Raw genomic sequence first — 25315 nt, 5'->3', positions numbered from 1 at the left:
GAGCCTGTTTCCGATACATCTTTTCTTGAGACACACTCACAAAACCCAATAACTTGTTAACAACTCATTAATTTCACGGAATTTACTCATTATTTCCGAACTTTATAAACGCGCATTGCTAGTAGAAAAAACATAATTAGTCAAATTCAAATATAATGTAAAATTAAAAATAAAATACATAAATTTCAATCACTTAAAAAGAAGCCGACTATTTACTTCAAAAAAACAATATTACTATCACGTTAAGGCAAGTTTTTAATGGCTTCACATTGCCAAATGTAAAAATAAGGTTATGTTTAAACATAAATATCTGTAGATGTATTAAGAAGTTAGTGTCGTAAATGTATTATCCGGTCCAACAAGTCAAAGAGGGTTCCAATGAAACTGAAGCTTATTGTCAAAAGTCTGGCGCTTGCCGGGCTGATGTCAACGGTCATTCTGCCGGCTTATGCTGATATCACCCCCAAAGAGGCAACCGACACCACCAAAAAAGCCAACGACGCGCTGTATAACCAATTACCATTCTCTGACAATACCGATTTTACTAATGCGCATAAGGGATTTATTGCCGCTCTGCCTGCTGACGTTATCAAGGGCGAACAGGGTAACGTCATCTGGAATCCCCAGCAGTATGCGTTTATCAAAGAAGGTGAAAAGGCCCCCGATACCGTCAACCCAAGTCTGTGGCGCCAGTCTCAGCTGATCAACATCAGCGGCCTGTTTGAAGTCACCGACGGCGTCTACCAGATCCGTAACCTCGACCTCTCCAATATGACCATCATTGAAGGTAAAGAAGGCGTTACGGTCGTTGACCCGCTGGTTTCTGCCGAAACCGCCAAAGTCGGGATGGACCTGTACTACAAAAATCGCGGTAAAAAACCGGTTGTCGCGATTATTTATACCCACAGCCACGTTGACCACTATGGTGGCGTACGCGGCGTGGTGGATGAAGCCGATGTGAAATCCGGTAAAGTGAAGGTGTATGCGCCGGCAGGCTTTATGGAAGCCGCGGTGGCGGAAAATATCATGGCCGGTAACGTTATGAGCCGTCGTGCCAGCTACATGTACGGCAACCTGCTGAAACCTGACGCGAAGGGACAGGTTGGCGCGGGTCTTGGTACCACGACCTCAGCGGGTACGGTTACCCTGATTGCCCCCACCAATATCATCGACAAAGACGGCCAGAAAGAAGTGATTGATGGCCTGACCTACGACTTCATGCTGGCGCCGGGTTCTGAAGCTCCGTCTGAAATGTTGTGGTATATCGAAGAGAAAAAACTCATCGAGTCTGCGGAAGACGTAACCCACACCCTGCACAACACTTACTCTCTGCGCGGCGCGAAAATTCGTGAGCCGTTGCCGTGGTCTAAGTACATCAACGAAGCGATTGTTCGCTGGGGCGACAAAGCTGAAATCATTATGGCCCAACACCACTGGCCGACCTGGGGCAACGAAAATGTGGTTAACCTGCTGAAGAGCCAGCGAGACCTCTATCGTTATATCAACGACCAGACGTTACGCATGGCTAACCAGGGCCTGACCCGTGATGAAATTGCCGCCAACTTCAAGCTGCCGGATAGCCTGGCACACACCTGGGCAAACCGTGGTTACTATGGCTCCGTGAGTCATGACGTGAAGGCGACCTATGTGCTGTACCTTGGCTGGTTCGATGGCAACCCGGCCACCCTCGATGAACTGCCACCTGAAGAAGCGGCGAAGAAGTTCGTTGATTATATGGGCGGTGCAGACGCCATCATGAAGAAGGCCAAAGAGGACTACGATCAGGGCAACTACCGTTGGGTGGCTCAGGTTGTCAGCAAAATTGTGTTTGCCGACCCGAATAACCAGGACGCGCGTAATCTTGAAGCGGATGCGCTGGAACAGCTGGGTTATCAGGCAGAATCAGGCCCGTGGCGTAACTTCTACCTGACCGGCGCGCAGGAATTGCGTAACGGCGTGGTGAAAGGACCTACGCCAAATACGGCCAGTCCGGATACCGTGCGCGCGATGACACCAGAGATGTTCTTCGACTATCTGGCGGTCCATATTAACGGCGAGAAAGCCGGCACAGCGAAGTCGGTGTTTAACATTGATCTTGGCAGCGATGGCGGTAAATACAAGCTGGAGCTGGAAAACGGCGTGCTGAACCACACGGCGAACGCAGAAGCGAAAGATGCCGATGCGACCATCGCGCTCGACCGCGCGACGCTAAATAAGATCATCCTGAAAGAAGAAACGCTCAAGCAGGCTGAAGAGAAAGGTGAAGTTAAGGTCACCGGCAACGGTGCTAAGCTTGATGAGATGCTGGGCTACATGGACAAATTTGAATTCTGGTTCAATATCGTCACGCCGTAATCCCCGCTGTGTAAAAAGCTGCCTACGGGCAGCTTTTTATTAGCTCATTTAAAACGCAATCCGTATTAACCTCGCCCCCAATGTTCTGTTTCCATTCAGGAAGGCACTTATGAGTGTATGCTCGTACGGTGAGATCAGCCCGACATCGAACAAAAAGGGGTAAAATAGATACACGCCGGAAGCCATTTCCGGTGCATTGTTTTCTCGAAGGATTTTCTCAGTGGGATTTCAGTCACTGAAATGAAACGACGTAAGTGCTTGAATAGTGGCGGAGAGAGGGGGATTTGAACCCCCGGTAGAGTTGCCCCTACTCCGGTTTTCGAGACCGGTCCGTTCAGCCGCTCCGGCATCTCTCCGTTTTGATGGTTGCCATCATGCCAGGAATTTTGGCATTTTAACAGACCCAGTCTCTTCAATTACGTTCAAGTGACGAGTTTACGAGCAGAATGATGATTAAATGGCCCTGGAAAGCGAGTGACACTGCCGATAAAGCTGATTTGCCGTGGGCGCAGGCCCTGGCGATCCCGCTGTTAGCCAATCTGTCTACGGACGAGCAGGTGAAGCTGGTCCAGCTTGCCGATCGTTTCCTCCAGCAAAAGCGGATGGTGTTTTTACAGGGGCTAACCGTTGAACCGATCACCGAAGCGCGTATTGCGCTGCTGTTCTGCCTGCCGGTCATGGAGCTTGGCTTAGAGTGGCTCGACGGTTTCCATGAAATTCTTATTTACCCCGCCCCGTTTATTGTCGACGACGAATGGGAGGATGATATTGGGCTGGTGCACAACCAGCGGATAGTTCAGTCCGGGCAAAGCTGGCAACAGGGGCCTATCGTACTCAACTGGCTCGATATTCAGGATTCCTTCGATGCCTCCGGTTTTAACCTGATTATTCATGAAGTCGCGCATAAGCTCGATACGCGCAACGGTGACCGAGCCAGCGGCGTGCCGTTTATTCCGCTGCGTGAAGTGGCGGGTTGGGAACACGACCTGCATGCCGCCATGAATAATATCCAGGATGAGATTGATTTAGTTGGCGAAAACGCCGCCAGCATCGATGCCTACGCCGCGACCGACCCGGCAGAATGTTTTGCGGTGCTTTCGGAGTACTTTTTCAGCGCGCCTGAACTTTTCGCTCCACGCTTCCCGGCGCTGTGGCAACGTTTTTGCGGTTTCTATGGACAGGACCCATTACAGCGGTTGCGAGATAATAGCCAGCAGGATGAAAATCCCCCGGCAGTACACTAAAACAACACCTTGTGCTAAATTCAGCCAATTGAATCAGCAAGTTAAATTTAGTGTTGACACAAATATTCGTGCCCAGTACTATGCGCCTCGTTCACACGATTCCTCTGTAGTTCAGTCGGTAGAACGGCGGACTGTTAATCCGTATGTCACTGGTTCGAGTCCAGTCAGAGGAGCCAAATTCCTGTTTTCAGGCGTGCTTATAGGTTCCTATTTAATTAGGTTTCAATAAGTTAGCGTGAAAATATTTCCCGATGCGTATCTGGTTTTCCCTGAGCATCCGGCAAAATTGGTGGTCTGATTTGGGGTCATTTCAGTTCGATAATGGAGTGACCACCATATGTCCCTGTCCGACGCGAAAAACTGCACTATCAAGCCTTCTGATAAACCCTTTAAACTGACCGATTCTCATGGTCTGTATCTACTTGTCAATCCGGGCGGTTCACGCCTCTGGTATCTCAAATATCGCTTCAACCGAAAAGAATCCCGCATTGCCTTAGGTGCCTATCCGCAAGTCTCGCTTTCCGACGCCCGCCAGCAGCGCGACGATATCCGTAAGCTACTGGCACAGAATATCAATCCAGCACAACAACGCATGACTGAAAAAGCTGCCGCATCACCGGAAAAATGCTTTGAGGCCGTTGCGGTGGCATGGCATAAAACCAACAAGAAATGGTCGGCTGACTATGCAGAACGCATTCTTGCCAGTATGAAAAATCATATCTTTCCGGCAATTGGTCATCTGCCCGTCACGATGCTGAAAACGCAGCATTTCACGGCACTGCTGAGAGTTATCGAGGATAAAGGTTTTCTGGAAGTCGCATCCCGTACCCGGCAGCAGCTCTGCTCCATCATGCGCTACGCCGTGCAGCAGGGGCTGACCGAAAGCAACCCAGCGCAGCATCTGGAAGGCGTCACCGCACCGCCGGTTAAAAATCACTATCCCGCCCTGCCGCTGGAGCGAGATTGATTTCAGACACAAAATTTGGACCATCCCCTCCACAAGGGAAACGATAGAGAAAGTTCGTTTCTCGGGCCGTGGCGCAAAAATGCGTACCCCGCATATTGTCCCGCTATCTCATCAGGCGCTTGCCATTCTGAAGCAGATAAAGGAAATCTCCGGCCATCTGGAACTGGTGTTCCCCGGCGACCATAATCCGTATAAACCAATGAGTGAAAATACCATCAACCGGGCGCTGCGTCTGATGGGCTACGATACCAAAACCGACGTCTGCGGACATGGCTTCCGGGCAATGGCCTGTAGCGCACTGGTGGAATCTGAACTCTGGTCGCGGGATGCAGTGGAGCGGCAGATGAGTCACCAGGAACGCAACAGCGTGCGGGCAGCATATATCCACCGTGCTGAACATCTCGATGCACGCAAGGACATGATGCAGTGGTGGTCAGACTATCTTGACGTAAGCCGCGAGGGGTACGTTGCACCCTATATCTGTGCGCGGCGGCATAAAGCGGCCTGAGCCAGAGACTGCATATTTTGTTGAAAATGAAAAAGCAGATCCTGCTTTAATCCGGATCTGCTTTTACATTGCGCAACAACTGTCAGACAATCAGCACCAGCAACCGACTTGCTGGAACGCAATAGCTGCACCAGTTCAATATCATCGTTTATCTGCACCAGAAACTACCCGGAATACACGCCCCTTAAACCAATACGTGACGCCTGGCTGTGCCAGTATTTCATCGCACTTCTGAGATCCGGTTTATCGAGCAGCCTGTCATGACGGTTTTCTGCGACAGATAATGCCTTATCGAGTGCCTTTCTGACCGCCACAACATCCAGAATAACGGTTTCCCGCGGACGTCCGCCTTTGGTGCCAAACACCACCGTTAACCGGGGTTCTTCGCGCTCCAGAGCCTTCCGCCATGTCTTCAGCGACTGCGCGCTCTGTACCGCTTCCTGCGAACGCAGCCCCAGCGAGCAATTGCTTATCCGCTCACTGTCTGCCAGTTTGCCACGCCCGGCCTGTTTCAACATGCAGCGGATCGCGGCCATCTCGTTTTGCAGGGAACGTTTAGTAATGCCCTGCGCCAGCCGTTCACGGACGTAGCTTTCAATATGCCGCGCTTTCAGGTGCTCCACCCGACGGACCTGCACATTCTGCGCCATCGCCAGACGCTCACAAAAACGCTGCGCCAGCGCGATACGGTCGTGAACGGTCTTGTGACTGCCGCCCGCCAGTTTCGCCAGCCGCGTCATTTCCTGCACCAGAACCCCCATATTTTCCCCTTTTAATGATGCCTCAAATCCATAACCCAACACTGATACAGCTTTCCCCGGCGCGCAGGCCAGTAGCCCCTGAGTTTTGTCGGGGCTGCGAACGATACCTGAGCGCCGGGGCGGCAGCCGTTGAGGTGTTGTGGGGTGTCGGTTGTGCTCTCTGAGCAGCCGCCCGCCTGAGCGGGTCATCCCCCGGATCGTCCTGATCCTCCTCGATATCGGTTTGTGTTCTCCTTAATGCGTGAAATGGCCTGAAAAGGCGGTGTCAGAATCCCGCGATGGGCTGGTGCAGTGGATTTCTCTGGCCCAGAGCTAAAGGGCTGCGTGCGTCACTTTCCCGCTTTGCGCGGTTAAAGTGACGCACGGGTCTGGTGCAGGTTTACGGCCACGCGGCAGCAAAGCCTGACGGCAATGCAGCCCGCAGCCCGCCTGGTAGGGCGGTCATCAGAAGTGAAGAAATGACCTCTGCCACACTTTCTGTGACCCGGCGTGTTACGAGGTTTGCACCGGTAAAGGGAATAGCCATCCTGAATAATTCAGGTGCTTCTTTCAGGCCATGAAGCAAAGGGCGTCGTCCGCAGACAACAGAATGCAGGCAGGAAATTACATTCTGTATGCGAATACTGAAAGAAGAAACTGAATTTTGCTTTGAAAATTTTGTCATTTTTAATGAATTACCACTCCATATTTCCTCTGTGAGTGATCAGCGTAGCCATCCCAACATCTATTTTTCAAATTAACAGACTATTGCCACTCTATGAGAGCAGCAAAATAACGGATGTATCATTAGTAAATTTTATTTATGCCAGCAAAGTCATCCACGGTAAATATTAATTATTTGGAAAATAATAATTAATTTATAACGCCTTTTAATAAAAGAGACTTTCGTCAAAAAAAATCAGTTAAAAAAAACCTCTAATGTTTCATATTACTTATATATCTACCATTTCTGTTCTGGCATTCACTGGCAGTATTGTCACGTATAAGAGGGGGATTTATGTCTCAAAAAGGCCTGCGTTTTACGCTGGATGTGGACGGATTAACGCCGACGGCAACAGCTGTCGTCAGCTTTACCCTCTACCAGAATCTCTCCACGCCTTTTCTTCTCAGTGTTGATATTGCCAGCGACCGGTCCGGCCTCACCGCCGTCAGTTTTCTCGAGAAAAACGCCACGCTGACCATCTGGCAGGGTAACACCCCACAGCGCTATCTCCACGGCATCATTACCGGGATGGAAACCGGGGAAAACAACGACTGGCAGATGAATTACAGCGACGGAAAAATCGACTGGTCAGCAGAATATGATGCATGGGGTAATATGCTCAGTGAGAATAACCCGCACAATCTGAAACAGCTCATTCGTCTGCCGGGGCTGCAATATGATGCAGAAACGGGTCTGTATTATAACCGCCATCGTTACTATGATCCGTTACAGGGTAGGTATACCACGCAGGACCCAATTGGATTGCTGGGCGGGTGGAATTTATATCAGTATCCGTTAGATCCGATAACTGATATTGACCCATTGGGGTTATTCGTTCCTATTTTGGTTGGATTAGCATGTGGTTTAGTATTCGATTATGCATTAGATCAATGGAAAGAAGAACACTGTAAAGACCCTGACGCAGATACTGCGTTTGGCCAAGCAGGAAATGCAGCAAGTGGAGCAGCAGTTGGAACTTTTGGTGGGTTTGAGAATAGACCTCGTGGTGGTATCGCCGGTGGTGGGCCATCAGGAAATAAAACATCCGTTTACAGCAAGACGGTTCATAATGCTTATAAAAACAAAGTTATCAATAAGGAGACCACAAGAGTTCTCCGCAATGGAGGAAGACGAGTAGCTAAAGCAATACCATATGTGGGAACTGCTATTACTCTATATCAGTTTTATGATGCTAGTAATTGCGATGATTAAGTGCACGAGATGAATGAGATACAAATTATGAATCCGCATTCAAGACAACTCGGTCCGATAATAATCTATTTTTTAAAAACAGCCAGATTTTCTGAAAAGGAGATCGCTCTACTTACATATGACACAAGATTATTTCATGACTTGGATTTATTTGGCGACACTGCTGAAAATATTTTAGAAATTCTTCAAAGAGAATTTAATGTTGACATGTCATCTTTTAAATTCGACAAATACTTCCCTACTGAATATTCCCAAGATGTCAAACACATAGACAAGCTTAACACATTATTATTCTTTAAATTTAATGCTATTGCAAGAAAACATTTTCTAAATATAAAAGAGAAAGTGGATGGAATATATGCAAATTACCGCCCTATTACATTGCATATGATAGAAATGAGTATCAGGGAAAAAAAATGGGCCGATTCTATTGAATAAAAATATCAAAATGAATTATTCCAAAATAGAAACCATAGGGCTGACAAAAACAGTTCGCCCCACGCTGGCGGAGAAATTTCAGCAGGAAGCGAACGTGACCTTCCCACCTGAACTGGTTATGGAGCATACGTGCTATGATCCCTCCAAATATATTTTCTATATTGAAAAAGATTCTGACCATGCCTCATGCCAATATCAAGGAAAAGGTAAAGTATGTAAACTGACACCTACACCATTAAGTGTAGTTATCGTCCATAAAATGGGGCATGCAATGGGCGAAAAAGATAACGGACCAGGGCAAATGAATAATGTCAAAAAACATGAGAACCCTGTCCGCAAAGAAATGGGTATTCCGCCGAGGATGAAATACTGATGATAAAGATAAAACCTACCCGACTCAATGAGGTCTTATGTGTTTTTTTACACTCTCAAAAATGGATAAAGAAGAAATTGCTAAAGAGATGCCTTATGGACAATGCACTGAGCTGTCAGCTAAGTGCAAAACATCGTTCAGATCAAGGTGCTCAATTATTCTTCATACCCGATTAGTTCACCGATAACACGAGTAATGATTCTCTGGGGTCAGAGATAACCATAACCAAATCATGTTGTGGCGTCCCCTGATTCATCCTGACTTAGCATCTTTACCTATTGGAGGCTGAAAGACCTGTTAGGAACAAATATACCATCATGGATGTTGTAACTAAAATCGTATTTCTATACAGAGAAGGACATATGGCCCAGGTTAAAACCATCAAGCCTGTGTTATCCTGTTGTCATTAATTTCAGGGAGTTGAGCTAAGCAAGGCACTATCAGAATAATGAAAAATTCCTCTAACGATATCCTCTGTGCATGGCAGGATTATTTGAAATTCAGCGGTGCGGAAAAGAGTAAAATACCGGCCAGCCAGGTGCATGAGCACCATCAACTTATGCTCGGTGAAGATAACTGTGAAGAAAACCAGAGCGGCGTAGTGCTCCGCGTTACGCCAGAAATGCGCGAAAACTGGCGCAGGCGTTTCGTTAAGTATGGTGAAAAGGGTGAGATTACTCATATCGAACCTGTCAATCTGCTGTTTCCGGTGTTGCGCTGTATCGAGAATGAGCGTGGCAAGGCCAGCGTAAAATACCTGCCACTGTTCTCTTTTCCACTCCCCAAATCCTTCTTTGAACAGGGCAATACCTCACTGTTGGTTCCCGTTAAAGACGGACAACTGGTCAGCGCATTCCCCTTCGCTTTTCGCGAAATGTTTGGCATCCAGCTGGATGAACTGGGTGAGAACCGCCATATGATGAGTATCGTTAGTGCTCTCACCGGGCGTAAATATGACACCTTCCTTGAGGCGTTTGAGGCTCTCCAGGTATGGGTTGCTCAGCAATCAAACCGTAAATATCAGGGACTGGAAACTGCATTTAACGCCCTGGTTGCTCCGTTGCATAATGAGGATTACAACCTCAAGCGGGATGCGGAAGACTTCACTTGGTTGTGCAATAACGCGTCTGGTGACTTCCCTCTGCTGGAGCAGTATCTCAACCATATTCACCATGACGGGAATGCCCCTGACATATACGAAGTGGTAACCGGTGGCTTGTTTGAAACACAATACCCGCTGGGTCATGGACAGATGGCGGCAATACAGGCCATTAATCAGGATGAGCGCCTGATTGCCGTGCAGGGCGCACCAGGTACGGGTAAAACAACACTGTTCAAGTCACTCATTGCACAACAGCTGGTTGCCAGAGCGCTGGCAATTGCTGATGGAAAGGATCAGAACTTCGGCATGCTGGTAACGTCCACGGCAATAAAAGCGGTGGAGAATATCATTGACGATCTGCGAAGTGACCCTGCAACCCAGGATCTTGACTGGTTATGGTTTCATAGCGGCTCGAACGAACAGGTTCAGCATGAGCTTACCCGGCTTGAGCAACTGATCAGCCGCTGGCGGCAGGAAAGCTATGACGAACAACACCAGCGCGATTTTTTAGCTGTTCTGCTCAGGCATCGCGACAAGTTGAACGCCTGTTACCGGGCGTATCTGAATGAAAAGGCAACCGCGATACAGTCTGTTGTGGATTGTGATCTGAACACCACAAACGCAGAAGAGCTCCCGGCTCGTTTTATGGCAAAAATGCCCGCGGTAGCCGCTCAGGCACAGCAGTTGGGGATTGACGTTTCACTGCATCATCCCGACGACCTGGACAACTTAACCTGCCTGCTGGAACAACGCCTGCAGGAACTTCGCGGGATAAAAGCACAGCGTCTACAGGCCAGCAGAATTTATCAGACATTGCAGGCGACATGGCCACAGCAACATAATCTGCCGCAGATACTGCGCTGGATGGATTCACCACTACGCCCCGCTCTGGAACTGCATTACCGCGACTATCCGCGTAAAGGGATAAAGCGTCATCTGGCCCGACTGTTCGAGGGAAAATATCCGGCACGGCTGCAACAAATGAATCTTGCTGCACCGGAGGACTTTCAGCATTTCAGTCTTTCTTCCCTGCCCCATCGCCAGCTAGCGGCTCTGGCTGATGCGGGAGAGATGCTGTCACATCAGCCAGACAATCTGGCCCTGCTGGAACTGCTCATGCAGGACGAACCCGATGAGCAGCAGGAAGACAATCTGGTGAGCCTGTGTGCTGATATCGCAACGCTCCGGAAACAATGGCAGCGGGTCATCCGGGCACAACAGGTTACAGCGCAGTATCAACAGCATTACCCCGAAGGTAACTGGTGTGACATTTTGCGTAAACGCTTCATCAGGCAGCACCGGGAAATGTTTGAAGCTGCTATCGGCTATCTCTGGCAGGAACAACTGAAGCGAAAAATTGAGCTGGAAGAGGTGCTGACTCACTGGCGGGCTCTGATGAGTAATCGCCGCAGTGCAGGCTACTACCGCTGGCTGGATAAGCTGGATGAATTCTATCGTGCACTGTCACTAGTGTATCCGGTAATGGCAACCACACTGGTCTCCGCGTGGAAAGTGGCGGGTTATCGTAAACTTGATGAACTCAAGGGGCACAAACCCTGGCATCTGGCACTGTGCGATGAAGCAGGCATGATTTCGCTTGAATCCCTGGTGCCACTATTGAGTCGTAGCGAGAAAGCGATGATCGTCGGCGATCCTCTGCAAATCGAACCCATCAGAAACCTGTCAGAAAACCTGCAAACACAACTGCGCGAACGTCATTTTGCTGACAATAATACGTTATATGAGCGGGTTTCACCTGCAAGCGTTACAGGCTGGCACCGCGCGGCAGGTACACTTTCTGGACGAGTGGATGATACCGGCAACGGTATTATTCTCGATGAGCATCGTCGGTGCCAGAAACCCATTGCCGATCTCTTTATCCGGCTGGCGGGCTATCAAGGCGTCAGCGTGGAAACGGCCTCCCCTTCCGACCGCATTGCCAGCGCCTTTGAGAAGTCTGGTGGGCATCATTTGATGTTCTACAGCGTCGAGGGCCAGAAAGGCGATATGGTTAACACCAATCTGGATGAAGTCGATGCTATTGAGCAACTGCTGAATAAGCTGGAAGAAGCTGGTTACAATCTGACTGCCGATGTGGGCATCGTCACTCCCTATAGCAACCAGAAATCATTACTGATCAAGCGCCTTGCCCAGCGTATGAATCACTGGCAGAAAAACTGCATTGGTACAGTGCATCAGTTCCAGGGTGTGGGCTTTGAGGTCATCATTTACAGCCCGGTAATTTTTCATCCCCTTGATAATCCAAATTTTCAGAACGGTGCGCCAAACATGCTGAATGTCGTGGTTTCGCGCGCAAAACAGCAGTTTATCGTAGTAGGAAACCACCACCGGTTACGGCAGGCAGGTGGATACCTGAAAGTTCTTGCGGACACTGTTGCTGAAGATTTCATTCTTGAACAGGGCAGTCAGCATCCAAATTTCGCCAGCCTGAGCCAGACACCACGTTTGCAGCGTTATTACCGCGACTGCGAACATATCGCCGCATTCAGTGCTCTGGCGAGCCAGTGTGAACAGGAGCTGGTTATTATCACTCCATGGATCCGTCGGGGCGGTAAACAATATCAAAGGCCGGAACTGGCACAACTGGTGGCAACACAGCGGCGTGGTGTCAGCGTTAAAGTCTATTACGGGTATTACCATCAACGTCTGGACCGTGCAGAGGATAATGATGAAACTCTGATTGCTGAGTACCGCGAACAACTGGGAAAAGACAATGTTATCCGCCTGACCGAAGGTACTCATGAAAAGGTGCTGATGATCGATGGCCGCTACATTGTTCTCGGGAGCTGGAACTGGCTGTCACATGGTTATCATGATAGTTGCGAGCGTAGTGAACAGTTCAGTAATGCTATTCGTCATGAGATTAGCGCAGAGCTTGATGATGTGTCACTGGTGAAAGAACTTAGGGAGAGGTTGCGGCTGGAATAACTGACAAAGAACTAAAGCTGATAAACTGATCTCAACTGAATCTTCGACATTGCGACGATTCAGTTCTCAGTGCTATCTTTTCGTATATCTCAATATATAAAAACGGATTACTCCGAAAGCAAGTTAAATTATACACAGTTAAAACACATTGGTGGGGAATATGTATTTATCAAATCTAAAAATAAACAACTTCAGACAATTCGAAGATTTTTCCTTAAAGTTAAATAAAGGACTTAATCTACTTGTTGGTGAAAATAATGCAGGAAAGAGTTCCGTCATTGATGCAGTCCGGATTGTTCTTGATACTACGTCTGTAGAATGGGTGAGTATAAAAAGCACTGATTTCCTTAGCGGCAAGAATGAACTATATATTCAATTAAAATTTGAAGATCTGTCAACTCGTGAGTTAGGGTTATTTCTAGAATATTTAACCAACGAAGAAGTAACAACTGATGTTAACAAGAGCTGTTTATATGTAAATCTCTCAGCAAGCATAACAATTAATCCATTCAAAAAAACTCAATTTATCAAGACGGATATTCGATCTGGTTTGAGTAATGATGGCCCTATCATAGAAAGAGATATCAGAGAATATCTTGCTACAACATATTTAAAACCGCTACGCGATGCTGAGGTTGAACTATCAGCAGGGCGAACCTCAAGGCTCTCCCAGATTTTAGGGAGCAATGTCAGTTTAGCTGGAGATGAAGAGGCGACCCAGCGGATTATTGAGTTATTAATTCACGCCACACAGGCAATTCAAAATGACTCTTCTATTCAAATGACTCAAGAGAAAATTTCAACTCTCTTGAACTCTTTAACATTCAAATCCAATACCTTTACACCTTTTTTAAGTTTATTGGGGAGTAAAGAGTATACTGAAATGAGCACCCCGGAGAAAGCGTTTGCTCTCAAATCCATTTTAGAGAAATTATCACTTGAACTCAACACTTCAGGAATTAAGCATGGATTAGGTTACAACAGTCTATTGTTTATGGCTACAGAACTAATGTTAATTCGTCAGGAGGAAGAACAGTATTCACTTTTACTGGTTGAGGAACCAGAGGCTCATCTTCATCCCCAACTACAGTTGAAATTCATTAATTACCTCAGAACTGAAAATAGTAAACTGCAATGTATTCTATCCACTCACAGTCCAGTGCTTTCATCAAAAGCCCCATTGGAAAGCTTAATTTTAATGCAAGATGGAAAGGCATTTCCTTTAAGAAAGGAATGCACCGCTCTAAGTGGTGATGACTATATATTTCTTGAGAAATTCTTAGACTCAACTAAGGCAAATATGTTTTTTGCAAGAGGTATATTGATTGTTGAGGGTATTGCAGAGATGGTGTTAATACCTAAAATAGCTGAATTACTAGGACGCCCCCTAGAAGACTATGCCGTGTCATTGGTTAATGTCAATGGTTTATCCAGAAAGAGGTACGCTAAAGTTTATCGTTCTAACGCCGCTTCAACGGCCCCTTCTTATCTCCCAATTAAAGTTGGGTGTGTTACTGATTTAGACCTATGGCCAGATGAAGCGGAGGTAACAACCTCAAACAGTTATGGGTTTAAACAAAAAATACAGCCTAATGAAACCACCGGCCGAGGGGGAAACCTTCAACATTGGCTGAGTGAGTTGACGCCAGAACAAATAAACCAGAAAAAAAATAGTAAAGCCGAGTTTGATGGAGAGCTTGTTAAAACATTTATATCAAATGACTGGACATTTGAATTTTGCCTTGCCAAATATGGGTTAAGTGAAGAATTATATGAGGCCCTTCATGGTGACCTTATTGGCTATGAAAATCTTAGTACTAATGCACAAATAAAGGCTGTTCAATTATATGGACAAATCGAAAATAAAGGTGATGGAAAAAGCGAAGTGAGTTATCTTCTTGCAAAGATCTTATCGAAATATAGTGGACGACCTTCAGAGTTAAGATCTAAGCTACCTCCTTATATTATAGAAGCCATCGAATACGTGACCGAAGAGTTCTCTGATGACGAGGAGATGCCGAATGAACATTGAAATTAGTGAAAGGGACATCAACGATATAGAGCAAGAGTTAAACTTGTCATTTGATGATGCCAGACGAGAGATAATACAATCATATAATGATGTCCAGGCTTGTCCTGGTAGCGGAAAAACAACAATGGTAGCAGCCAAGTTGTTAATCATTGCAAAAAAATGGATGAGTTTACATCAAGGTGTATGCGTCCTAACGCATACTAATGTAGCTAAAAAAGAAATTATAGAGCGTCTCCAAACAAGTATACATGGTGGAAAGTTGTTAACTTCACCACATTTCATCGGCACTATTCAAGAGTTCGTTAATAAATTTCTTGCAATACCTTATCTTCGTTCTCAAGGATTTAAAATAACTCATATCGATGATGAAATATGTTGTGCAAGGGGCTGGAGTTTTCTTAATAGAGGAACGAAAAATTACCTTGAAAGAAATAGAATAACATCCATTCAAGATATGCAATATAAATTTATAGATGGATGTCTTGAGCTTAACATCCCTGGTTTCCGTAGAGAATCACAGTCGAACAGCTATCAAGATTTGATAAATGTAAAAAATACACTTATGGCAGAAGGTTATTTCTTTTATCACGAAATGTATGAAATATCAAAAGAGTATATCTACCATAACTCTGATATTATAAAAGCGATTCAATCTCGTTTCCCCATCGTTTTTATCGACGAAATGCAAGACACCCAAAAATTTCAAGATGAATTTTTAAACACGATATTTAGAAATGATAATATTCAAGTTAAGATGCAACGATTTGGCGATCCTGACCAAGCTATTTATGGGACTAATGAGGAAGAGAACCAAACCTATAATCAAGCAGAGTTAGAAAAAGTACAGAATAGTCATCGCTTTAATAGCGCTATCGCATCAATTGCTAGAAATCTAAGTTATAATCGCATAAATTTAACATCAGAAATCTCTCATCCTAATCAATCACTACATACAATATTTCTTGTTGATGATAGTTCTCGCACTAATGTATTTGAGCGTTTCGCTAATTTATGCTCGCAAGCAGTTCCGATTAACTGTGAATATCCAATAAAATCTGTTGGTGCAATTGGTAAAAGAAGTGAAAACTCTTTAACGATTTGCAGTTATTATGAGAGTTTTGAAAAAACTGATTCTACGGTAGGATTCAAAAATACTAAGTTAATTCAATATATATATGTTGCCCGCCAACAAAATCGTAACAGTGAATCTTACCGTACAATCCTTGATGGCATTATTCATTTTGGGAGAGTATCTAATGTTAAGATCACAATGCAAGATGGTTCACAATCTGATATATCAGTTGCAAACATAAAAAAGCACCTTAAATTATCTTCACTTTTTGTTGATTTCAATTTGTTAGTTATGAGCTTAATGACTAATGAAATATCTGAAGAAACTTGGGGGGATTCTGTTGTCTTGTTATTGTCTTACTTAGGTATTAATATATCTAATCGAAATCACATCTTTTTATCTTTTGAGCGTAATCTAATAAATGAAACCCTTGATAGTCCAACTAGAAATATTATCTCTTTTGAAATTGAGGGAAGGGTTATAGAGAATCAAATTGCAACAATTCATTCTGTAAAAGGGGAGACGCATGCTGCAACTTTACTTCTAGAAACAAAATATCATACTAATGATATAACAACCTTAATTGACTACATTCTTTTAGAAAATCTAACACAACCGACAGAAGCCAGAAAAAAGAAATTTATGAAGCAAATATATGTTGCACTCACAAGACCTAAATACTTATTGTGTATTGCAATGAATAAATCAGGGTTTCCGGCTGAACATATTTCAAAGCATGAGCTTGCAGGTTGGAATATTTGCGATTTAACTCAATAGTGACATTAATATTTACTATAACGAAGCTGTTGCTACAAATACCCATAGCAACAGCAATACTCATAAGAAACTATTATTTTGTTAACCATATATTTTAAAAACTTCGGTTTATTCTTCAGAGAGAGTGTTACAATATTAAAAATATATTTACATATCGTACATCATTCAGACAAAACAGGAAAGGCCCAAATATAGTATCTTATACAGTCATTACAATAGTATCAGTCTGTATACCAGAACAAGTCTTGTCATGCTAAGAATACATAGAATCTTTGAACCTATTAAGCTAACTAATTGAATGCTTACATGATCAAAATAGGTGGTCATTTTGGTGGTCTTGACAGAACCAGATTTATGATTTAGCTTAATCGTCAGCCAGTTAATGGCTAAGGCGCTCCCAGTCAGAGGAGCCAAATTTAGAAAAGCCTGCTCAGGAAACTCAGCAGGCTTTTTGCTTTTGATTCAGCGGGTTTGTCTGGAAAACGACTTCCTGGCGTGTGGATTTGGGAGGGAAAGTGTATAGAAGCCCCCCTCTATCGCCGTTACCGACATCCGAATCCGAAGTACAACGCCTCTCCATCCCCTCTCTCGGCTTACTGATACTCCCGACAACAACCGCATTATAGCCCTAAGCGAAAAACTCAACGGCAACCTACTACTCTCTTTATACGATCGTTTTATATATTCATGGACATATTTTGCCAATCATTCCTGTTTCCCATTTCATCAAGTAGTCGCATTAACTCGTAATCGCTGCGCAAATTAAATTTCCGCATAGCGCGATATTTATGCGTGAATACTGTTTTATCGCTAATCACTAACTCGCCTGCAATTTGCATAACCGACATCCCCTTGTATAAACCGATCATGATACGAAGTTGCTGAGCGGTTAGGGTTTGCTGCCGACAGTCAAAACATGAGACCGATGACTGGCGATAGCCTTCATGCTGTACTCTCCGCCAGGCCGAATTGAATGCTGTGCGTACCTGCGTCACGGGCGCCCGGCGAGGAATAAAGATAATATCCTGAAAACAGGAACGCTGAGCTGAAACTCGTGTTTCATCATCAATAAAGCCAATCACAATCCCCTTTTTGCGTAGCTGTAATTCAGGTAAACAAATAAAACACTCTCCGGGACACAAGGAAAGGACAATGATGTCAGCCACTTTAACACTTTCGGACGTGAGGCTATAATTGAATTCAATTTTCATCTGCTCATTGGAAAAGAAATCACTGAAAAACCAGGTCAGCCCACGCTGAAATAACACATCTGAATCTTTGATAACAATATTAATCATTACTTATGCCAAAACTTAATTAAACCCATCCTCAGCAGAGTTGAATCCTCAACCCGCGAGCGTCTTTTTTATATCGCCGAGTCGAATGAATATTCGACGACAATAGAGTATTCAATCTTCATCAGGACATGATTACTCTGTATCCAATCAGAGTGGCCACAGTCGATTCTTTAACAACGCGTAAAAAACCTAGAGATATGCGATACAACAAAAGCATCTCTCATAGGGAGTCATTCCTCTCTACACGATTCCCATCATCATTTATCAGTAGAAAATGGATTCTTTTTGGCAAGGCGATCAGATTCCCATTGAGCAGCAGCGTTTTACTGGCAAAGGGCGCCAACATACCAATATTTACCTGCTGTGATTTGGTGCCATCTGTCACCTCGGCGCGGTCAAAAGTAGCGTAATACGGCGTAGGATTTATCACTTTCAGCGCCAGCGAGCCGGGTTGTCGGATAAGGCTGAACTGCTGCTTCTCCGCCACATCATCGACGGACAATTCGAGATGAGCGGGACGGCAGAACAGTTTCAACTGTAAGCGTACCGCAACTTTTACCAACATCGCCTCTTTCGGCAGGTGGGCATCCGCTGGCGGAATTTCATAGATATTAAGCCAGTACAACACCTCACGGTCGGTAGGTAACGGCATCTGTGTCGCCAGTAATCGTAGACTTTTCCTCTCTCCAGGCTCGAGACGAAAAATACCGGGCAGCGGCATAACCGGTGAGTTGACCGCTTTTTCTGGCGTACCGTCTGGTGAGCCATCATCAACCCAGCTCTGGACGATAACCGGGTATGCATTACTATTGAATAGCATCAGCGAACGCTCAGGGTCAGCAGCGGAAAAGACCACCCGAGACGATTCCACCATCACGCCGGCTAACGCCAGCTGACTCAGCAATAGCAGCAACACCCCCGCAACCGTTATACTTATTTTGTTCATTACTGCACCTGAATAATTACTTGCGCGGTTGCGCTCACTTTACCTGCGGTAACCGTCTTTCCAGGTAACGCTTTTAGGGTCGCATTTAACGTTTTGGAATAGGTCGTCACGCCGCTCACCACACTCCCGCCTACGGCATCATCCAGAAGCGGATACCAGCCCGCCGCGTTTCCACCCAATACCGAACCACTTAACGAACTGAGTAAATTAAGCGGCGTTCCGTTGGTTCTGCTTATCTGAATCCCTACCCCGGTAGCGACCGAAGGATCCGTACCGTAGTTATCTGAAACCAAATAAGTGACGCCAGAGCCTGTTGTCAGGCCTAATGACGTTGCCGTCGCGGCATTACCCGGATTAACCAGAATACCCATTGCGGTCTGATTTACCGCGACACCACTCGTGAATGATGTCACCCCGCTGTTAGCCGGGCTCCCTGTCTGGCAATTAAATGAAATATTAATGGGCTGTCGTACTGTTGCCCCCGCCTGCAGTTGGGAAACAGAAATCGTCGGGAAGAGGACTAATGGCGTCACATTATTGACAACACAGGTCGCAGAGCGGCGGATATACAGACGGTTATAGAGGTTAACGCCCCCCGGCCAGTAGCCATACCAGCCATCATATTGCGAGTTAGAATCAGCGCCTACGCTCAAACCGTTAGAAAATCCCGGCCCCTTAAAAGCGATATAAGTAGCCGGTTGCGATTGGGGATAAATGCCGGTACTGGTGGCTCCCCACCCGCCAGCGCTGGTGCTGAGGCGAAACAGCTCCACTTTGGTATTACTGAAATTCTTCGCTTTCACTAAAAGCCAACCCTGCGAATCTGTATCAAGATTGGTAAGCTGCCGAGCCTTCCAGTAACGGCTGTAATACTCCCCCGTCAGCATATTGGTTGCGCGCAGCGCCATTCCGGGGACATAAGTCTGGTAGCTTTGCGGTAAACCCGCAGCCGTCCCTACCTCCACGTGACCCGCATAAGTTGAATCACCGTTGGTCGCGTAATATTCATAAAGATTATTAATATCAGCAGCCTGGCAGCGAAACAGGATCTGTTCCGGGTTATAGACCTGGTTCCCGACCATCGGAACAATCCCCGTGGCTAACAGCGTGCCGTCTGGCTGAAAAGCGCTGTTATTGATATTCACCACGGTAGGCAGCGTCCCTATAGAGCCAGCGCCATCCGGCATCCCATCCCAGGAGGCCGCCGTCCCTTTCCCCGGCTCGGTATAATAGTTTGAGGCCGAGTTTGTGTTCGTCCCGGTAATACGGTAGCACATTGCCCAGGAGAGCTGCGGCAAGCCAATCCCAACGACCAGCAGTATTGGTATAGAGAGATACTTTTTCATTCGCTGTTACTCACATTAATTCCGGCGACACGGCAGCGTCAGGTGATACATTGACTTATTCATTTCCTGGCCACGAAGGTCGTAGTTCAAAAGGCACTGCCCGCCAGCGGCATCTCCCAATTTGATCTTTAACGTGCCTTGTCGGCTGGATGCTCGCGCATAAATTTGATTACCCTGCCCCACAAGGCCAATAACCCGATTTTTGCTATCGTAAACCTCTGCACCAAGCGGTAACGGTTCCCCTCCTCCCGGCGCAAGTTTGATTAAAAGGGCATAGCCTTCAAGCGTTCTGAAGTGCACTTTCACCATTGCTCCAGAATAAGGCGCTACACGTTGCTGGTTGTCGACCAGTTCGGCGTTGGGATTACTGATCCCTTTGGCATCCAGGGTAATATCGTTAAAGGTGTAGGGAATCACCGAAGGAACAAGCGCATAACCGGAGTCGTTAATCGTCGCTCCCATTCCTCCCCCCACCAGGGCACCGCTGGCCCCCTTCGCTTCAACTAATGCAAAGGTATCGGATAAATATGGCCCCGGCGTTACGCCGCCCGCGTGAGCCACCACCGCGCCACGCGCGCTCGCGCCATACTGGGTGTAATCTTTGCCGTGCGAGAGACTCCCTCCGATGGTTGCAAAAGGCAGTTGCTGAGTGAGACTGGCGCCCGCGCTGCTACCGCCGTTATCGTAAGCGGCATTAAGGCTATAAGCGGTGTTTTGCGACTCCCCAAGGGTACCCGTCAGCGACGATTGATAGCTATCGTGGCCGCCATTGTCTGACTGATGGCTATATCCTGACGTCAGAATCGGTGAACGCGATCCCGCCCCCAACGGGAGAGAGACAGAAAACATGTAGACATTCTCAGTGCGACTGTTACTGACACCACCGCCATCATTAACGTCTGTACTTTGTACACCATACCGCGTACGTCCTGTCTGCTGCCGACTCAACGAAAGGTTGTAACTGAGCGAGTTATAATGATTGGAATAACCCACCTGATACTGCGTATCGCGACCACGCCCGCCATGGTAGGTAGTGGTTGAACCTGAAATATAGGTCTGCCCTAGCTGACCAAGCCCCTGACTTAATGTCACAACGAACTGGTTTCTCTGTTCGTAGGTGCTTGACGTCCAGGTACTGTCGCTATTCGCCGCACTACGAACCCCCAATACGTCGGTTAAGTCGCGATATCCTTCAGTTGAATATCGATAACCCGCCAGGGCCAGCGTTGTGGATGTCGGTACAAACGTACGGCTATAGTTGGCACCAAATCGCCAACCTGTCAGGTAGTTGCCAAACATATTGGCCCGGGAATAAACGGCGTTGACACCAAACGCCCCGAGTTCACTCGCAAAGACAGCGCCGCCCAGTAAAGCCTGATAGCCATCGGAAATACGCACCCCCGAGTTAGCGGTGATGGCGTTAGTCAGGCCGGTCTGCCAGGTGGCATCGGCGAACATATCGTCGCTATCGCCAATATCTCGCACCTGGCCTGCCGACAGACTGACGTGCGAACGACCAGGCCGCATTGAGCCGGGTACGGCCGCGAAGGGAACAGTAAATGACGACACGCGGCCATCCGCTTCCTGAACTTCGACCACCAAATCACCTTCGTAGCTGGTCGGATAAAGATCGTCGATAACAAAGGCACCAGGTGCGACAGTTGTCTGATAAATTTGCGTGCCCGACTGGCTAACCGTGACCTTAGCCGTTGTCGAGGCAATACCACGAATTGTCGGCGCATAGCCACGTTGAGATTCCGGAATCATGCGATCGTCGGTTTCCAGTTGGATGCCAAGAAAGCCAAGACTGCTGAAAAAGTTGCCGGAGGTGTAGCTGTCACCCAACGTCAATTCACTATTGATTGCCGGGATGGGATGCTGAACATAGGTTCTGACCGATTTCCAATGACTGCTGTCCGGGCCATTGTTCGTGGAATAGCGGGTATAATTTGATAGCTGGCGAAGTTGCCATAACCCCATATTTATCCCGGAGTTAAGCCCAAGATAAGTCGAATCGCTGTTGTAATTACCGCTTGCCTGGGTGCGATAAAAGTTGGTGTCATAGTTGGTAAAAAATACGCTATCACCGGCAGTAAGACTCTCCAGAGGCACCGCCCCGCGCGCCGTATGCATCATCTGCGCCTGCGGAATAAGTATATTCAGGCGCAGCTGGGAAAAATCAAATTGAGCGCTGGTCCCCTGAACCTGTTCAGTCACCCGCAAGCAGGTATCATGATCATCTTTGGCCTGAATGCTCCCTGGCATAATGCCAATAGCAATAAGCTGCTCGCGCGAAAAACAGGGAGAAACCTTGTTTTGTTTATCTGCAGAAAACAATACCGCCTGACGATTATAAAAATTTCCGTTGATGAAAATATCTACCTGATACTCTCCAGGCGCAACCGAATCCGCTTTATCAAAACGAGCAAGAATATTCTGGTTTTTAGCCGCACCGATCAACATACTGTTATCAAACTCAAATGGTTCTGTTTCCGCAGGAGCAGGCATATTCGACGCTGAAACCATAAGTGGTGTCATCATCCACAAAAGCAATACCAAAGGTTTAAGCCGGGTCTTACACTCTAAAGGCAGTCCAAAATTAACGATATTTTTGTTTTCAATAAAAAATTTCTGAGGGGGTATTTTATTAATCATATTCATCCCTATCCCCTGCATATAAAAATCCTAAGCAATATTTTTATCAGGGTAAATCTTATCTGCCGAGTTCCGCCTGCGCGTGAGTCTGGCCGCCATAATCATTTATTAATATAAACTTCACTTTGCTAGCCGCTGATATTGACTGTCCTTTCTTATTCATTGGCCAGGTTACCGTTGTCTTTGGCGGGATCATGCTGGTCTGAAACGGTATGATTTGCGTGCCGGATACGAGAGAAGCGCTAATGACAGAGGCATAATATCCAGATGTATTTTCTGCAACCAGTCCCCAATGCCCATTATTTTCTTTTAAAGAGAAATGGATCTGTTGGGCAACACCATCCGGGTTACCAACAATATCTTTAGGTCGATAAAATATTTTTAAGCGATTACGCAGAATGACAGACATTTGATTCTGATTTCCCTTAATCGCATTTTTTGGAGGGATCTGCACTGAGTTAAGATAAAATAAGGACTCCCGATCCTTTGGTAAATCTTTACCCGTAAAGATCAGTCTGACAGACTGTCCGGTATGTGGCTCAATACGGAACAGTGCCGGAACCGACATAAAGGGCGCATCGGTAGTATCTGGCGTTGAAGCGGGATTGTTCACATCTGACCATACCTGCATTACATATGGAATATTGTCATTATTAGAAAACTGGAGTGTTTGAGATTGAGTATCTGCCGGATAAATAACCCTGGTATTCAGCATCACCACGCTAGCCATCACCGGTGAACAGAGCATCAGGATGCAAACCGGGATAAAAATAATAAGTCGGCAAAATGCTCTTGTAGTCATTTTAAATTACTCTTGGTAAACCCCCCTTCCGAGAGTTCGGAAGGGGTGACAGCATTACTGGTAAGAAATAGCGTACTGAACACTACCCAGTACAGAACCCGCCGTTGCAGTGCCTTCTGAGTAGTACTGCACGGCAAAATCGTGAGAGGCAGACGTGGCGTTTGCGACCAGATTTAAACCCGGTGCACCGGTCTGCCCTGTCAAATCAAGCGGAGTCGATGGCGTCGCCGGGTCGACCAGTTGTAAAGAGACATTTGTCGCGGAACCCGTATTTCCCATACGACCATTGCTGGTCAGGTTATTACCGACAAAAATAGTTTTAATCGCCGTATCGGAAGTTGAAGCCGTACATCCTGAAATATCAATTGTGAAATTAGTCGTGCCTGCCGTTGTTCCCGCTGTGGCTAAAGATGAGGCAGGAACCGTTGGCAATAAGACCAGAGGAGAAGACGCATTACCATTCACATTTACAGTACAGGTTTGATCGGCAACTTCACCCTGAAACTTAATAGTATTATCCGCATTTACGGTAGTAGAAACAGTACCTAATACGGCGGCGGTGGTAAAAGCGACAGCTATCAATTTATTATTCATACTATTTATTCCTTAATAAAAAACTCAACGCTTATTTTAGCGAGTGACATCCGGGATGACTCATGTCATAAAACATTGGCCGTACGCTGCTCTTATACAAATATCACTAACCTGTAGAAGCATTACTATGAGTATACTTTTATCGCGTTTTCCTGAGTCTTACTGTTTCCCTGGTGAAATAACACACTTGCTAAACGGCAATTTATAGAAACAATTTTAATGTGGCAATTCTTATATTTGTTTTTCCTGGATTCTGTTATTAACACTAAATTAACACAGTAAGCTCGCCTTTCCGTCAATCATCATATCTTCTCGTAGAACTTCATCAACAGAAATGATTCTCAATTAAATTTATTAAAAATATGTTACTCATTGAGTCCAAAAAGAACATCTTTTTATATTCTAAATATAAAAAAGCAATCTCATACTAAGTTTTACTAAGATTTTTCCAATTACTCTTAGCAGAGATAAGAAATTGACTTCAAATGATATTAAAGGCCTGCCTTTGGACTATTTAAATTCTACGCTGGCTAAAAAACCACTGGAACACATTAAAACCCTAATGGATTCAATTGCTCCATATGGTGAAAAAATCACGCCAGTAAAAGGCGAGGTTTTACGCTACCAGGTCAATGGAAAGCGCTACTGTTATCTATTGGAGAGCGGCAGCATTAGCTTAAACAGAAGGGGGGACGGTATGGTTTTGAACAGTGAAAAGTCCCCTTTTATCATGGGCGTCAGCAACCAGTCTGCTTACGGCGATCGACTTTACGTTCGGGCCCTGGAGAAATCAGAATTAACCCGCTTACCGCTGGAAAGATTTAATCTGTTAGTGCAAAAATATGCTCTTTGGGAAAGTACCTGTGCTTTACTTATTTACACATCATCACGCATTTTTGAACATTGCACAATGATTGCGAAAATGTCTTCTTATGACATCGTGAAATTTCAGCTAAACCAATTAATGAATGAATCACCCAGCTTTCGTACCAACATTACTGCGGCTACTTATATAAAAGAGCGAACTTATCTTTCCAGAAGCAGTATCATGCGTATCATCAGTGACCTTAAAAGTGCAGGATTACTTTCTATGGAAAAAGGTGTACTAATTGAACTTAAGCAATTACCGCCAAGATATTGATTCATAACAATTTATTGGCAATAACCCATTGTAGGTTAGA

The 25315-nt window shown here is 46.0% G+C and carries 15 protein-coding genes, 2 tRNA genes and 4 pseudogenes; 12 read left to right on the top strand and 9 right to left on the bottom strand.

What is annotated here, in order from left to right:
* Positions 1-378: 378 nt before the first annotated feature.
* Positions 379-2355 (top strand): alkyl/aryl-sulfatase, encoded by a 1977-nt coding sequence (locus GY169_RS08770; RefSeq protein ID WP_167575512.1) that lies wholly within the window; start codon positions 379-381, stop codon positions 2353-2355.
* Between the two features lie 266 nt (positions 2356-2621).
* On the opposite strand, the gene GY169_RS08765 is transcribed toward GY169_RS08770, so the two are convergent.
* Positions 2622-2711 (bottom strand) — tRNA-Ser (locus tag GY169_RS08765).
* A gap of 90 nt (positions 2712-2801) precedes the next feature.
* On the opposite strand from GY169_RS08765, the gene mtfA reads away from it, so the two are divergent.
* The 3 genes and pseudogenes from mtfA to GY169_RS08750 all read left to right on the top strand — a co-directional run bounded on the left by mtfA (position 2802) and on the right by GY169_RS08750 (position 5074).
* Positions 2802-3599, top strand: a complete 798-nt coding sequence (gene mtfA, locus GY169_RS08760) for a DgsA anti-repressor MtfA (protein ID WP_167575511.1) — start codon at positions 2802-2804, stop codon at positions 3597-3599.
* 100 nt (positions 3600-3699) lie between these two features.
* Positions 3700-3775 (top strand) — tRNA-Asn (locus GY169_RS08755).
* Between the two features lie 161 nt (positions 3776-3936).
* A pseudogene (locus tag GY169_RS08750) lies at positions 3937-5074 on the top strand (tyrosine-type recombinase/integrase).
* A gap of 170 nt (positions 5075-5244) precedes the next feature.
* Here GY169_RS08750 and GY169_RS08745 read toward each other — a convergent pair.
* Positions 5245-5835: pseudogene (locus tag GY169_RS08745) on the bottom strand (integrase domain-containing protein); the annotation flags it as partial.
* Between the two features lie 379 nt (positions 5836-6214).
* Positions 6215-6499 carry a hypothetical protein gene (locus tag GY169_RS08740; RefSeq protein ID WP_163449321.1) on the bottom strand — a complete coding sequence of 95 codons (285 nt, stop codon included), beginning with the start codon at positions 6497-6499 and terminating at the stop codon, positions 6215-6217.
* Positions 6500-6832: 333 nt separating this feature from the next.
* Here GY169_RS08740 and GY169_RS23615 point away from each other — a divergent pair.
* The 7 genes and pseudogenes from GY169_RS23615 to GY169_RS23410 all read left to right on the top strand — a co-directional run.
* Positions 6833-7369, top strand: a pseudogene (locus tag GY169_RS23615) (RHS repeat-associated core domain-containing protein); the annotation flags it as partial.
* Between the two features lie 408 nt (positions 7370-7777).
* Complete coding sequence (locus tag GY169_RS08730; RefSeq protein ID WP_167575510.1) at positions 7778-8188, top strand: DUF1493 family protein; 411 nt, start codon at positions 7778-7780, stop codon at positions 8186-8188.
* Complete coding sequence (locus tag GY169_RS08725; RefSeq protein ID WP_223882155.1) at positions 8181-8561, top strand: hypothetical protein; 381 nt, start codon at positions 8181-8183, stop codon at positions 8559-8561. Before GY169_RS08730 ends, GY169_RS08725 begins: the two co-directional genes overlap by 8 nt.
* 448 nt (positions 8562-9009) lie before the next feature.
* Positions 9010-12612 carry an AAA domain-containing protein gene (locus tag GY169_RS08720; RefSeq protein ID WP_167575509.1) on the top strand — a complete coding sequence of 1201 codons (3603 nt, stop codon included), beginning with the start codon at positions 9010-9012 and terminating at the stop codon, positions 12610-12612.
* A 160-nt stretch (positions 12613-12772) separates the two neighbouring features.
* Entirely contained in the window at positions 12773-14644 is a 1872-nt protein-coding gene (locus tag GY169_RS08715) for an ATP-dependent nuclease (protein WP_167575508.1), read from the top strand.
* Positions 14634-16493, top strand: coding sequence for a UvrD-helicase domain-containing protein (locus GY169_RS08710; RefSeq protein WP_167575507.1), 1860 nt, complete (start codon positions 14634-14636; stop codon positions 16491-16493). The genes GY169_RS08715 and GY169_RS08710 overlap by 11 nt, the downstream gene beginning before the upstream one ends.
* A gap of 319 nt (positions 16494-16812) precedes the next feature.
* A pseudogene (locus GY169_RS23410) lies at positions 16813-17016 on the top strand (hypothetical protein).
* Positions 17017-17170: 154 nt separating this feature from the next.
* Here GY169_RS23410 and GY169_RS08700 read toward each other — a convergent pair.
* From GY169_RS08700 to GY169_RS08675, 6 genes are all read right to left on the bottom strand, one after another.
* Positions 17171-17791, bottom strand: coding sequence for a helix-turn-helix transcriptional regulator (locus tag GY169_RS08700; protein ID WP_167575506.1), 621 nt, complete (start codon positions 17789-17791; stop codon positions 17171-17173).
* 220 nt (positions 17792-18011) lie between these two features.
* A complete protein-coding gene (locus tag GY169_RS08695; RefSeq protein ID WP_167575505.1) occupies positions 18012-18737 on the bottom strand; it encodes a molecular chaperone in 726 nt (241 codons plus the stop codon).
* Positions 18737-20083: a fimbrial protein gene (locus GY169_RS08690; RefSeq protein WP_223802922.1), complete on the bottom strand. Its 1347-nt coding sequence runs from the start codon at positions 20081-20083 to the stop codon at positions 18737-18739. The genes GY169_RS08695 and GY169_RS08690 overlap by 1 nt, the downstream gene beginning before the upstream one ends.
* A 15-nt stretch (positions 20084-20098) precedes the next feature.
* Positions 20099-22744 carry a fimbria/pilus outer membrane usher protein gene (locus GY169_RS08685; protein ID WP_223882154.1) on the bottom strand — a complete coding sequence of 882 codons (2646 nt, stop codon included), beginning with the start codon at positions 22742-22744 and terminating at the stop codon, positions 20099-20101.
* 52 nt (positions 22745-22796) lie between these two features.
* Positions 22797-23540 (bottom strand): molecular chaperone, encoded by a 744-nt coding sequence (locus GY169_RS08680; protein ID WP_223882153.1) that lies wholly within the window; start codon positions 23538-23540, stop codon positions 22797-22799.
* Positions 23541-23594: 54 nt separating this feature from the next.
* Complete coding sequence (locus tag GY169_RS08675) at positions 23595-24134, bottom strand: fimbrial protein (RefSeq protein WP_163448865.1); 540 nt, start codon at positions 24132-24134, stop codon at positions 23595-23597.
* Positions 24135-24609: 475 nt separating this feature from the next.
* Between GY169_RS08675 and GY169_RS08670 the strand changes: the two genes are divergently transcribed.
* On the top strand, positions 24610-25275 hold the full coding sequence (locus tag GY169_RS08670) for a helix-turn-helix domain-containing protein (RefSeq protein WP_223802925.1): 666 nt from the start codon (positions 24610-24612) through the stop codon (positions 25273-25275).
* Positions 25276-25315: the final 40 nt, after the last annotated feature.

Origin of the sequence: Kluyvera genomosp. 3, assembly GCF_011765685.1 — a bacterium.
GTDB classification, from domain to species: domain Bacteria; phylum Pseudomonadota; class Gammaproteobacteria; order Enterobacterales; family Enterobacteriaceae; genus Kluyvera; species Kluyvera georgiana_A.
This window is presented reverse-complemented; position numbering and strand designations above follow the sequence as displayed.